General features: G+C 59.7%; 10 protein-coding genes. 6 read left to right on the top strand and 4 right to left on the bottom strand.

Annotated elements, in window-relative coordinates:
- Positions 1-119 precede the first annotated feature (119 nt).
- Together CRI94_RS05930 and CRI94_RS05925 are read left to right on the top strand one after the other, a co-directional pair.
- Entirely contained in the window at positions 120-734 is a 615-nt protein-coding gene (locus CRI94_RS05930; protein WP_245846093.1) for a DUF2085 domain-containing protein, read from the top strand.
- A 238-nt stretch (positions 735-972) separates the two neighbouring features.
- Complete coding sequence (locus CRI94_RS05925) at positions 973-1446, top strand: DUF4199 family protein (RefSeq protein WP_098074735.1); 474 nt, start codon at positions 973-975, stop codon at positions 1444-1446.
- Positions 1447-1639: 193 nt separating this feature from the next.
- Here the strand turns inward: CRI94_RS05925 and mutY are convergent, their stop codons facing one another.
- Both mutY and CRI94_RS05915 read right to left on the bottom strand, forming a co-directional pair.
- On the bottom strand, positions 1640-2764 hold the full coding sequence (gene mutY, locus CRI94_RS05920; protein ID WP_098074734.1) for an A/G-specific adenine glycosylase: 1125 nt from the start codon (positions 2762-2764) through the stop codon (positions 1640-1642).
- Between the two features lie 99 nt (positions 2765-2863).
- Positions 2864-3268 (bottom strand): hypothetical protein, encoded by a 405-nt coding sequence (locus tag CRI94_RS05915; protein WP_143815315.1) that lies wholly within the window; start codon positions 3266-3268, stop codon positions 2864-2866.
- Between the two features lie 28 nt (positions 3269-3296).
- On the opposite strand from CRI94_RS05915, the gene CRI94_RS05910 reads away from it, so the two are divergent.
- From CRI94_RS05910 to secG, 4 genes are all read left to right on the top strand, one after another.
- Complete coding sequence (locus CRI94_RS05910) at positions 3297-5108, top strand: BamA/TamA family outer membrane protein (RefSeq protein ID WP_098074732.1); 1812 nt, start codon at positions 3297-3299, stop codon at positions 5106-5108.
- A gap of 58 nt (positions 5109-5166) precedes the next feature.
- Positions 5167-5940, top strand: coding sequence for an RsmE family RNA methyltransferase (locus tag CRI94_RS05905; protein ID WP_098074731.1), 774 nt, complete (start codon positions 5167-5169; stop codon positions 5938-5940).
- Between the two features lie 63 nt (positions 5941-6003).
- Positions 6004-6585, top strand: coding sequence for an NUDIX domain-containing protein (locus CRI94_RS05900; RefSeq protein WP_098074730.1), 582 nt, complete (start codon positions 6004-6006; stop codon positions 6583-6585).
- A 105-nt stretch (positions 6586-6690) separates the two neighbouring features.
- Positions 6691-7077 (top strand): preprotein translocase subunit SecG, encoded by a 387-nt coding sequence (gene secG / locus CRI94_RS05895; protein WP_098074729.1) that lies wholly within the window; start codon positions 6691-6693, stop codon positions 7075-7077.
- A 113-nt stretch (positions 7078-7190) separates the two neighbouring features.
- Here the strand turns inward: secG and CRI94_RS05890 are convergent, their stop codons facing one another.
- Complete coding sequence (locus CRI94_RS05890) at positions 7191-9599, bottom strand: sensor histidine kinase (RefSeq protein WP_098074728.1); 2409 nt, start codon at positions 9597-9599, stop codon at positions 7191-7193.
- Between the two features lie 248 nt (positions 9600-9847).
- Entirely contained in the window at positions 9848-12580 is a 2733-nt protein-coding gene (locus tag CRI94_RS05885; protein WP_098074727.1) for a bifunctional acetate--CoA ligase family protein/GNAT family N-acetyltransferase, read from the bottom strand.
- Between the last annotated feature and the right edge of the window lie 49 nt (positions 12581-12629).

The following is a 12629-nucleotide window of genomic DNA, read 5'->3' as shown; positions in this document are numbered from 1 at the left end:
TATTTTCGGCCCGCAGGACGGGTGAAGATTGCTTAACCGATCGCGAACGTCGCAGCACGGGACGCGTAACCAGTTTTTGCCTTTCAACCAGTTCACTATCGCCACTCTGGCCCCTCCCCATGCCCGACCCGTCGTCTCCGTTGCCGTGGGACCAACGCATGTCGTTCCTCTGGCTGGGTTGCGTTGCCGGAAGCCTTCTGCTCGTCGGGTTGGCAGTGATTCCTCCCTGGCTGCCGGAGGCAACAAGGTGGCTATTGATGCAAGCCTTTGCTCCCCTCTGCCATCAAATCCCTGCCCGCTCTCCGACAATCGATGGCGTCCACCTGGCCGTATGCGACCGATGTATCGGTATCTACTCCGGGCTCGCGGGCGGAGTTGTGCTGGCGGCAGCCCTTCGTGCTACGGCGGTCCCAATCGTCAAACATCTGCAGCACGTCCGGACGCTCTCCTGGGATCGTGTGCTATCTGTTCTCCGGCTTGCCCTGGTCGGGGTCCTCATCCCGCTGGCGATCGACTGGCTCGGCCCATTCGTTGCTGAATGGACATCCCTCTCCGGCTGGACCAATTCAGTGGAGAGCCGCTTCGCGACCGGACTTTTGCTCGGTGTGGTCGCCGGACTCTTGCTTATCGTTGTTATCGCGAACTCCCGAGCACGCACGCGTGCACACCCGAATGAAGATGTATCATCGAGCGAGGGGACCTCGACCCGCCGGACAACCGATGCTGATGTTTGACAATCAAACCACGTCGGGGTGTGACCTCGACCTTAACAAGGAAGCAGAGCGTCCCCTCCTCATCTCCATGCGTAAATGTCTCAAGCGATTCCCGTGGACAGGTCGTTTTAATTTTGCGCTGCTGTAACTACATTTGCGCGTACGTCGTGACGAATATCCCGGCCACGCCGTAGCATTTTCTTTGCCGTGCCTGCGCGGGATTCTTCCTTTTTATCTGCGCTCACTCACCCAGACCACTATGTCATCCAAGCAATCGTCCATCCTCGTCGGTGGACTTGTCGGCGGAATCCTCAGCACCTCGCCGATCAGCGTCATCAACTGTCTCTGTTGTCTCGGCGTCATTATCGGCGCCATCGCCGGCATCTGGTACTACACCGACCAGGAACAAACGAGCGTTGAAACCGGCAATGCGGCCGTTATGGGCGCGGGTATCGGGGTTCTCGCAGCCGTTCTGAGCGCACTCTTTACATTCATCCTCGGCTCCATCGGCCTCGTTCCAACGAGTGAAGAGCAATTTCGCGAGGCGATGCAAATGGAAGGCATGACCACAGAGGGTCGAGAGGCCCTTCAGAATATTCAGAACTACATGACCAGCGTTGGTGGCATGATCGTGATCACTGGCGTCTCGGCCGTGGTTTATGCGATTTTCGGCGCGATCGGTGGCGCCATTGCCTCAGCGATCTTCAAAAAGAATGACGAGACACTGGGCTAATCGAACCAACGCTGCTAATTTCACCAGCCCTATTGCTCACAACGGGTGCCTGGCCTCGCGCCGGCACCCGTTTTTACGTGCTCACATGCGTCCCGAACGAGCTGGGCAGTTTAGCAAAAGAATCACCGTCTCCATCCTCAACCCGTAATCCTCAACCCGTAATCCCCAATCCGTAATCCTCAATCCTCAATCCTCAATCAAACAGTGAAGGCTCCTCCTGTCGGCGCTCCAGCTCTTCAATCAGCTTTCGGTTGGCGCGCGGAAATGCGTACTCGTCTAGATCGGCGACCTTAACCCACCGGATGGGTTGTCCCTCCTCAGATGTCGGCTCGCCGTCGATCAGGCGACACCGAAATGCGTAGAGGGTAATTTTAAAATGCGAGTACGCATGAGAGAGCGTGTAAAACGGCGCATCGACTTCGATGTCAATGCCAACTTCTTCCCGTAACTCACGGATGCAGGCTTTATCCATCTCCTCGCCCTCTTCCGCTTTTCCTCCCGGGAACTCCCAGAGGCCGCCAAGGAGCCCATCTTCGGGCCGCCGCTGAATGAGTATGCGCCCGTCGTCGTCAAACACGAGCCCAACGGCGATGTCGTGGTGCGGGACCGGCTTCGACTCGGGCGTCACCGGGTACTGCTCGGGCTCACCTTCGGCATACGCCGCACACGCGTCCTGGACCGGACACCGACCGCACGACGGAGAGGTCGGCGTGCAAATCGTTGCTCCGAGTTCCATCATCGCCTGGTTGAAATCACCCGCGCGCTCTGGATCGAGAAGTTCGCCGGCCAGCCGACGGAAATGCCGCTGCGTCTTCGCCTTCTTTATGTTGGCGTCGGAAGCAAAGACGCGACTGACGACTCGCATCACGTTTCCATCCAGAACCGGGTGCGGCTCGTTGTACGCGATCGACAGAACCGCTGCAGCCGTGTACGGACCGATGCCTTTCAGATCCCGGATGTCGTCGTAGTCCCTCGGCACCGTCCCCTCATGCTCGCGTACGACCTGCTGGGCGGCATCGTGAAGGTAGCGGGCGCGCGAGTAGTAGCCGAGCCCTTCCCAGAGCTTGAGCACTTCGTCCTGTTCCGCATTTGCCAGATCGCCAACCGTCGGGAAAGCTTTGACGAAACGGCGGTAATACTCGCGCACGGTGTCGACCCGCGTCTGCTGGAGCATGATTTCCGAGACCCAGATACGGTACGGGTCGCCGGTCTTTCTCCACGGCATCTCGCGCTTGTTTTCGTCGTACCACTCCATGAGCGGCCCACGGAACGCGGCGATCTGCGAGTCCGTCGCGGCAAGGGTGTCGAGCTCTGCCATAAACAGGAGGTATAAAAAGGAAGGGGCGTGGGTGGAGGCAAACGACAGAATGACACCCGGGAGCAGACCGGATGAGGTCTGCGCTCGCGACGTGAGAGGCTACTGCACGTCGACGTTCACCCAGAGCGTGTCGACATCCCCGCCCTGCATGCGTGCCGACAGGATGATCTGGTGCGATCCGGTATCCCCGGCGCGCGTGACCCAGAGCAGCGATCGTCCCGCCACACTCGCTAGTGCGGGCGCTTGGTGGATGCGGTACTCCTCGGCCGGACGCTCTCCCACCGTTTCAGGAAGAACCACGATGAGCGCTTCGCCCGCCTGCACGGATTCCGCGAGTGTGTCGACAACTGCAACAGGAGGCGCGGAAGGTCGTTGGCTGCAGGACTCACAGTTTGATAGTGGGTCCATGGCCGAAAAAACGACCAGCGCAACGACCGAAGTCAGAAGCGTGAGTAGTGTACGATTCCACATCGGTACGTCGCGCATCGAGAACAAAGCGACCATTTAGAAAACCGAAAGGGGACTCCGCGGCATGGCGGGTAGGACCAACATCCACAGGCTGTACTTCACGCTCCGGGCAGTGTTGCTGCTCGCGAGTGGATGCCTGTACGTATTTATGTCATCTGCGTACGCGAGCCCGTCTTCCGCTCTCCACAGCACATCGCGAGATACGACAACGACCTGGACCCTGTTCGTCGACGGTGCCGAAACCGAATGGCCGACGCCGCCTCCCAACATTCCGGTCGACAGTGCCGGCATTGCCGGAACGCAAGTCGTTGAATCGATGCGCAAAGATGGATTCTACACCGCGCGCCTCGACTCCGTGATCGCGGATACAGGTACAACCCCACCGGAGATTGCCGTCTACGTACGGCGCGGCCCGGAGGTCGTACTGGGGACCGTCCTGGTGAGCGGCGGCGACTCCCTAGGTCGCGGTCGGGTGCAGTCGATGCTGGATATCCCGACCGGGCGCCCACTCACGGAAGACCAACTGCATGCCCGGATCAACCGTATCCTGACGGCCCACGAAGAGATCGGGTATCCGCTTGCGGAAGTGCGAATCGACAGCGTGTGGATCGACGAGTCGAAGCGTCCGCCCGAACTCGGTATCGGGGTCACGGTCGAGTCTGGCCCGCAGCTGTGGCTCAAACGGATCGTCCTGCCCCCAGGGACACGGACGTCCCCCCGCTTCGTTGCGCGCCTCGGTGGACTTCAACTGGGAGATCCCTTGCGCAACTACGACCCCGTCGGATTGCGAGAATCACTCCAGCAGACGGCCGTATTCGATTCCGTCGGGACCCCGCGCCTCCGAACGGATGCGGACGGGGGAGCAACACTCTTCGTCCCCGTCCGCGACATGTCGCCCGGCACCTTCGATATCCTACTTGGCTACCTGCCGGGATCCGACGGAGAGGGGCAGCTGATCGGAACGGGTCGACTCGCGCTTCGCAACGTGTTTGGCGCAGGTCGGCAACTGAGATTGTCTCTGGACCGCCGACCGGAGCAGGTCAGCCTCCTCGACGTCCGCGGCATCGATCCGTTCGTGGCGGGACGCCCGATCCGCGTGGAACTGGCGTTCAAGGGCGAGCAACGCGACTCTACGTTCAGCGAGCGCGCGTATCGAGCCTCCGTCGGTCTGCAACCAAAACCAACGTGGAGCCTGTCCCTCACCGGCAGCCGAGAAGTACTGCGTCCCGGCCAGGGTGGCACCACAATCGTCCGAGGTGAGCAACAGATTCCTCGCGCCACGTCCCTCTTCTACGGCTTGAGCGCACAGATACAGAAACTCAACGATCGACAGAATCCACGCCGGGGCGTCGAAGCGGATATCCTCGTCGAACAGGGTCGCAAACGTCGCTCTCTTCGCCAGGTCGTCGATGCGGACACGATCGCGCAGTCCAAGACGTTGCGACAGGAGCGCATCATCACGACGGCTCGGCTTTACGTTCCGACGTTCAAACGGCAGGTGGTCGCCCTCGGTGTCGATGCTCAGCTTCTCCGAAGTGACGAATACGACGGCAGCGACTTATTCCAACTTGGTGGCTCGCAATCGCTTCGAGGGTACGACGAAGATCGCTATGCCGGACGCATTACCCTCCGGAGCCTCGTCGAATACCGAGTCCAGATCGACCCGTCCTCCTACGCCTTCGCTTTCCTGGATCTCGGCTTCGTTGACACGCCCGATACCGCTGAACTGAATGAAGCTCAGCGCGTCCTTCCGGGTTACGGCGTCGGACTTCAGTTTGGGACACCACTCGGGCTCGCCAACGTAAGCTACGCGCTTCAGCCTTCGGAATCGCCCGCACAGGGACGGGTTCACCTGGGGCTGTCCTTCGGACTATAACACCCGCGAGCCCGACCATCCGAAGATCTACCGCTCCCTCGCAATCTCTCTTCTCCGAATGACAACGCAGTTCTACGCTCCTCCGTCAGCCTTTCGCCACCAGCGCCTGATTCTGAATGGTGATGAGGCGAAACACATTGCTCGCTCCCTCCGGAAAGAACCGGGGGACGTAATCTGGGTTGTCGATGGAGAAGGGCATCGGCATGAGGTGGAACTCAACCACGTTCGCCCCAAGCAAGTCGTGGGCACCGTCCAATCGACGGAGCATCACGCGGGCGAGCCTCCCTACCGACTGACCGTGGGCCTTGGACTGCTAAAAAATCGGAATCGGTTCGAGACCTTCCTCGAAAAAGCCGTCGAGTGTGGTGTCTCACGTATCATACCGCTTCAAACCGAGAGAACGCACGTGGAGAGTCTGAGGGAAAAGCGTGCGGAAAACATCCTCGTTGCCGCAATGAAGCAGAGCGGGCGCTCTGTCCTCCCGGAACTAGACGAGCCAACCGAACTGCCTGACGTGCTGAGGGAAGCGAATCCTGACGGGTCCTGGATCTGCCACGAAGCTGCGGCAGCTCCCCCTCTTCCGGAGGCCGTCCGACACGTTCGGGACAAATCGTCGGACGAATCGACCGCTCCCGCCGAGCTTTTATTGCTTGTTGGCCCAGAAGGAGGATTCTCAGAAGCAGAAGTACAGGAGGCCTCAGACGTCGGGGTCCAACCCGTCCGGCTCGGACCGCACCGGCTGCGCGCTGAAACCGCCGGGATTGTCGCGACCTCGGCCATTTCGCTGGCGTATGCGGATGCTTCCCCGTCCGACGCCACATCTTTTCTGTGAAGATCCGTCTGGTCCGCTAAATCCGGGGAGCAACCATCATGTAACCTACGTTGCTGACATGCTATGCCTTCGACCGACCTACATCTCGATTCTGACGGAACCCGCGACCTGACGGAAGAACAAATATCTTCTGATGAACTGGTCGATGGCGTTCTGCTCAATGTGTACCGCGACAAGGTTCGCACGCCGGATGGAGAATCGTCCGTCCGTGAATGGATCGACCATCCGGGAGCATCCGCCATCGTGCCGGTGTTCGAGGACGGTAGCACGATCTTGATCCGTCAGTTTCGCTATCCCGCCCGCCGCACCTTTCTTGAAGTGCCGGCAGGTAAAATTGATCGCCCAGACGAGGATCCGGCCGACGTAGCGGCACGAGAACTCGAAGAAGAGACGGGATGGAAAGCGGATACGTTCGACCACCTCGCCTCGTCGTACCCATGTATCGGTTACAGTAACGAGGTCATTCACTTTTTTCTGGCCACGGGCTTAACGCGTGGCGAACAGGACCTGTCTGACGGGGAGTTTGTTGATGTCGTGCAGATGCCGATCGAAAAGGCAATTCGATTGGCTAAAAATGGCGAACTGCGCGACATGAAAACAGTTACGGCACTTGTATATGCAGCCGCCCGACTGTCGGAGGACTAGGACACAGCCTTTTACTCACACGGAATTCTGACGACGCGCTTGCTCACTTCCCTTCAGGCGCGTATCGTTTCGATCTGACCTTCCACGAATCGCACCCGCACACGGATGTTTACGGCACTCGTTGTTTTCATCGCAATCATCGGCGTCATCATGACTGGCGTCATCCTGATGCAAAGTGGACAGGGCGGTGGCCTTGCCGGGATCGCGTCGGGTGGAGCCACTCGCGACGTGCTCGGCTCCCGTCGCGCGCCTGATCTGCTGGAGCGCGGCACCTGGATTCTCGCCGGGATCTTTATCGCGCTCTGCATCCTGAGCAACTTTGCGATCGGAGAAGAAGAGCGCGAACCCGTCATCCCGAGCTCGACGCAGCAGGCCCCGGGCAACAACTCTCAGGGCCTGAGCCCGTCCGGTGGCGAAGGAGCCATGAACGGCAACGCCCTTCCTGGGGACAATAGCGGTGGTGGCGGCACCGATAACTCGGGCGGCAACTAGCCGAAGCGCGAAGCAGCACATCCAGAGCAAAACGTATCCCCTGAGGCTCCACCTCTGAGCCTCAGGGGATTTCTTTATGGTGGCAGCTACGACTTGCCGATAGCGAACGATTCTTAGTCGTCGACAGAGATTACCGGGAAGGTGATCGTCACCTCCGTCCCCTGTCCCTTCGCACTCTCAATGAAGAGCTCTCCGTCCATACATTCGACGATGCGCTTGGAAACCGTCAGCCCGAGCCCGCTTCCCTGGTGAGATCGAGTATTACCCTCGCTCTCTTGGGCAAACGCATCGAAAATGCGCGTCTGGAATGACTCATCGATGCCCGGCCCGGTGTCGCGCACACGAATCGTGAGATCACTGTCGACTTCCTCAACAATGACCTTGATCGCGCCTTCCGTCGTAAACTTCATTGCGTTGTCGACGAGGTGGTTCATCACGCGACCGAGAAGCTCGAAGTCAAACTCGGCGAACACGTGCATATCCGGCACATCGACCGCGAACGACAGATTCTTTTCCTCAGCGATCTTGCGGTGGGACGCTGTCATTCGAGTGATTGCGTCCGATACCGATTGAATTTCCATGTCCGGCTCGAGCGTGCCTGCCTCCAACTGGGCGAGATCGAGAAGGGAGTCGAGGGTCAGCAGAAGCCGGCGGCCGCTCCGCTCGATCAGGTTTACGAAACGCCGATAATCTTCGCTCACGCCTTCGCTCAGAATCGACGTAAAGCCCAGGATCACCGTAAGCGGCGTGCGGACTTCGTGCGTCATATTCGAGAGGACGGTCGACCGGAATTGAGCAATCTCTTCGGCCCGCTCTTTCGCCTCAATGAGCGCCTGTTTCTTCTCCTCCCGCTGCGTGATGTCCGTCATCACAGCAAGAACGCATTCCTCCCCCTCGACGGAGATCCGCTGAAACGACGATAGCGTCGTCACCGTGCTGCCATCCGAGCGCCGAAAGCGCGCCTCGAAGTCGTAGACAGCGTCCTGTTCGCTCAAACGCTCCGTGAGATCGTCTTCGCAATCGCTGTCTACCCAGAGACCCAGATTGCCGGGCGTATGGCCGACGATCTCGTCGTGAGGAAACCCGATGAGGCTGCACATCGCGTCATTCACATCGAGATACTGCCAATCGTCGAGCCGGCAGATTGCTATTGGTGCAGGGCTCGCCCGGAAAATTTTATCCAGAAGCGTTCGGCTTTCTCGAACGGCAACGGCTGCTTTCTTCCGCTCGGTGACATCGACCAGACTGACGAGTGCACAGACGGCATGGTCGATTTCCGTGAGGCGAGCGCTGAGCAGAACCACACGCGACCGTCCATCCGGAAGATCGACCTGCAACTCCCGATCATGGATCGCTCCCTCCCGGATCAGTTCTCTTGACAGATCCTTTAGCGATGCGTGCGGAAGCGAGACCTCCGTCTGTGCCATCGCTCCTCCGAGCAAGTCGCGCGCATCCTGACCGGCGAACTCCACCATCCGGTCACTTACCTCGAGAATCATCCCGTCTCGCACGCGGACGATCAGAAGCGCCGACGGGCCGAGGTGAAATGCCTTGTCGAACAGGTCGAGCGTATGCTGAATGGTCTCAGCCATTCGCTGCCGACCGGCGAGGTCCCGAACAGCGATAAGCGCAGCTCGCTGCCCCCGATAGACAATCGGCACCGACGCCGTTTCGACCGGGCGCGACGAGCCATCCTGGCGAATCAGCTTGTGCTCAGCGAAGTCGATCGGCGCGCCGCGGCGAATCCGGTCCTTCCACTTGCGCGTCCTGGCTCGACTGCCCGGGTGAACGTGATCCCAGATTTTCGTCCCGTGAACCGCGTCCTCGTCGGACGCACCGACCATCTTCAGCGCTGCAGAATTGGAAAAGAGAATCCGGTCGTCCGACCCAACAATCAGAATCGCATCGGGCAGGAGCTCAACCAGTTCGTGCTGCAAAGCGTGAGATTCCCGAAGGACACGCTGCCCCGCCTGTGCTGTGGCCGTCCGAAGGATGCCTCGAACGTAAGACGCACCGTCGACGATGCCTCCATCCCCCTGCGACAACGGCAACTCGAACAGGCTCGCCTCCGCGGCACGTACCGAAACCAGAGTGACGTCCCATGCCTCAACGCTCGCATCGAGCGTCGTTTCCTCGGCTCCCATGCCACTCGTCGTTGCATCTCCCGAAGGTGCATCCACCGTTCCGTTCGAGTCCGAGCCATTTGGCTCAACGAGAAAACGCACCGGACGACCCGTATTCACAACGTGACGGCAGTGCGCGGGCACGGGTTCGGACTGCAAGACAGACTGCAACACGTCCCGCTGCACGGGCATGGATTCATCCACCCAGACGCTGATGATTCGCCCCTGCTCATCGACCTGCGCTGTAAATGCACCGTCGGCCGCCCGGTCCAGCAGCGACTCACTGGTCTCTCGAGCAACACGTTCACGTTCAACCTCGTCACGCAGCGCTTGGACACGCTGCTCGAGTTGATGTACCCGATCTTGTAACTCCGCCTGAGATGTGGGAGGATCGGTCATATTGAGGGCAGTGCTGCGAGTCCAGCGTATCGCAAAGAAAGAAGAATCCCGAGAACGACACGTCTGTGCCAGGCCCGAATCGAGTAGACTATTCTGCGCAATGACAGCGGGCTTCAGGTTTCGTCGTCTTGTTGTAGACTCGACCCCTTCGGACGTTGCAGAATCCTGCCGTCCTCGTCGTTACCATCTTGCCAATAGGATCGAGCCTACGTCACAGCGCGTGGGAAAAGCGTGGTTCGGAGAGCTGATCAAAGCTCTTTGACCGCCTTCACCATCTCCTCGGCCGGATCGTTTGAATGCAGGATCTGGAAGCCGATCTTCTCGCAGACGCGCTGCATCGCCCGATTCTGACGCAGAATATCCGCTGTGATGCGGTCAAGCCCTTCATCCTCGCCAACCTGAACCAGGCGACGGAGTAGCTCCGTGCCGATTCCCTCGCCCTGATATTCATCAATCACGAGCATAGCAAACTCCGCCTCGTTTCGTCCCGGCGGCTGGGTCAATCGCCCGATTCCGATGATTTCCTCATCCTCGGTTTCGGCGACCAAAGCCATTTCACGGGCATAGTCGATGAAGCAGATGCGTGCGAGCCGCTCGTGTGCAACTCGCTGCTCCAGCTTCATCAGACTGGCGTAACGAAGGTAGACGCTCCGCTCGGAGAGCTCTTTATGGAACTGGACGACCTTTGGCTCATCCTCCGGTCGGATCGGTCGCACGGTGACCTCTTTACCGCTACGCATCGTGTGCTGCCCGACGTACTGCCGCGGATACGGCCGAATTGCAGGTGACGGAAGATCTGCGTCATCAACTTCGTACGGGTGGAGAACGACCCGTGCATCCAGAGCGAGGAGTCCTTCATCCCCGGGCTGCGCGAGAAGCGGATTGACGTCAATCTCCTTGATGCGCGGCTGCTCCGCAACGAGTTGACTGAATCGAACCATCAGCTTCTCGAGCGCATCCATATCGACCGGCTCGCGACCGCGCACGCCCTGAAGTGCCTCGTAGATTTTCGTCTGCTCCATCATTCGGCGCGCCAGAGTCGTGTTGAGCGGCGGAAGGCCGAGCGCGCTATCCTTCACCACCTCGACGAGCTGCCCTCCGGACCCGAAGAGCAGAACCGGACCAAACTGATCGTCCATACTGCTCCCGACAATCAGTTCGTACGCATCGGAAAGGTCGACCATCGGTTGAACGGTCACGCCGTCGAAGCCATCGGCAGGGACGCCACCTTTGACGGCGTCGAAGGCGGACTCGACCTCCTCGGCATTCTCAAGGTTGAGCTTGACGCCCCCCACGTCCGTTTTGTGTGTGATCGACAGCGAATGGAGCTTGACGACAACCGGATAACCGATATCATCTGCTGCTGCAACGGCATCGTTTTTTGTCTCCGCGATCCGCGTCTCAACTGTCGGGATTCCGTAGGCTTTCAGCAGCCGTTTCGACTCTGCTTCTGTGAGCAAAACCCGACCATCTTTGTGGGCGCTCTGAACGATGGAGTTGGCGTCGTCCCGGGCCGGCAGCCCCTCCTCGTCCTGCGGCAGGCTAGGGGTTTCGTATAGCGCCTTGAGGTTGTAGCTGTACCGCCACATGTTGTTGAACGCGCGCACCGCGGTATCGGGATACGCGAAGGTGGGCAGGCCCGCCTCGTTCAAGATGTTTTCTCCCGATTCGATCGCTGCGCCTCCCATCCAGCTTGCGAGCACCGGCTTGCGATTATTGCGCGCATACGGCCGGAGATGCTCGGCCGTCTTCGTCGGCTCCGTCATCGCCTGCGGCGTCAGCACGACGAGCAGGCCATCCGAGTTTTCATCCTGCGAGGCGATTTCGAGCGCCTGCGCATACCGCTTCGGATCGGCGTCACCAAGGATGTCCACGGGGTTGCCATGGCTCCATGCCTCCGGCAGAACAGCATTAAATTGCTCCATCGCGTGGTCCGAGATCGGCGTAAGCTCCCCACCGCCCTCGATCAGGGCATCCGTCGCCAATACGCCTGGCCCACCCGCATTGGTCAGAATCGTGAGACGTGGTCCACGCGGACGTGGCTGCTTGGCCAACACCTCCGCCATGTAAAACAGATCGTTGATCCGATCGACACGGAGGACGCCCGTACGCCGGAATGCGGCATCGAGCACAGCGTCCGAACCGGCGAGCGTTCCCGTGTGGGAGGCGGCAGCCTGCGCAGCGGCTTGTGTCCGCCCGGCTTTGATGACGATGATGGGCTTCGACTGCGCCACGTCACGAGCCGCCGAAATAAAGGACCCGGCGTCGCCAATCGATTCCATGTAGAGAACGATCGCTTCCGTCTTGGGATCGTCCCCCAGATAATGGATGACGTCGCCCCAGTCGACATCCAGCATCGAGCCGATGGAGACAAAGGCGCTGAACCCGACGTTTTCGCGGAAGCTCCAGTCGAGAATCGAGGTGAGGAGCGCACCGCTCTGACTGACGAACGCCACGTTACCCGGGCGAGCCATGGCCCCGGCGAACGTGGCGTTGAGGCCAGACGGCGGTCGCATCACCCCGAGGCAGTTCGGCCCCACGATGCGCACACCCTCGCGCTGCGCGATGTTGAGAATCTCCTTCTCTAGCTCCGCGCCCTGCTCACCGATCTCACGGAAGCCAGCCGAGATGATGATAATGCCACCCACACCGGCATCCGCACACTCTTTTACGATCGACGGAACCGTATGCGCCGGCGTCGCGATCACCGCAAGATCAACGTCCGAATCGATCGAACCGATCGTATCGTGCGCCGTGATTCCCAATACACTGTCCCGGTTCGGGTTTACGGGAAAAACGGTTCCCCCGAACGGGTTGCTGATCAAATTCCACAGGAGCGTTCGCCCCACGCTGCCGGGTTGTTCACTCGCGCCGATGACGGCGACATTCTTCGGGTTAAAAATAGCGTCGAGCGGCTGACGCCGTGAGGATATGAGGTCATACGATGGGTCGACCTGCGTTGAGGCGTTTTCGTCGGGCATATGATTGAGACCAGAAATGAGTGTCGAAGAACGGTCGATGAGAAATGGT

Source organism: Longibacter salinarum, from assembly GCF_002554795.1.
Taxonomy (GTDB): domain Bacteria; phylum Bacteroidota; class Rhodothermia; order Rhodothermales; family Salinibacteraceae; genus Longibacter; species Longibacter salinarum.
The sequence above is the reverse complement of the archived record's forward strand: the minus strand, read 5'-3'. Positions and strand labels throughout refer to the sequence as shown.

What these genes read in the sequence shown, in the direction of transcription:
- CRI94_RS05890 (WP_098074728.1), bottom strand. Translation starts at nt 9,599, where the DNA reads ATGACCGATCCTCCCACATCTCAGGCGGAGTTACAAGATCGGGTACAT.
- secG (WP_098074729.1), top strand. Translation starts at nt 6,691, where the DNA reads ATGTTTACGGCACTCGTTGTTTTCATCGCAATCATCGGCGTCATCATG.
- CRI94_RS05915 (WP_143815315.1), bottom strand. Translation starts at nt 3,268, where the DNA reads ATGGTCGCTTTGTTCTCGATGCGCGACGTACCGATGTGGAATCGTACA.
- CRI94_RS05900 (WP_098074730.1), top strand. Translation starts at nt 6,004, where the DNA reads ATGCCTTCGACCGACCTACATCTCGATTCTGACGGAACCCGCGACCTG.
- CRI94_RS05930 (WP_245846093.1), top strand. Translation starts at nt 120, where the DNA reads ATGCCCGACCCGTCGTCTCCGTTGCCGTGGGACCAACGCATGTCGTTC.
- CRI94_RS05925 (WP_098074735.1), top strand. Translation starts at nt 973, where the DNA reads ATGTCATCCAAGCAATCGTCCATCCTCGTCGGTGGACTTGTCGGCGGA.
- CRI94_RS05905 (WP_098074731.1), top strand. Translation starts at nt 5,167, where the DNA reads ATGACAACGCAGTTCTACGCTCCTCCGTCAGCCTTTCGCCACCAGCGC.
- CRI94_RS05910 (WP_098074732.1), top strand. Translation starts at nt 3,297, where the DNA reads ATGGCGGGTAGGACCAACATCCACAGGCTGTACTTCACGCTCCGGGCA.
- CRI94_RS05885 (WP_098074727.1), bottom strand. Translation starts at nt 12,580, where the DNA reads ATGCCCGACGAAAACGCCTCAACGCAGGTCGACCCATCGTATGACCTC.
- mutY (WP_098074734.1), bottom strand. Translation starts at nt 2,764, where the DNA reads ATGGCAGAGCTCGACACCCTTGCCGCGACGGACTCGCAGATCGCCGCG.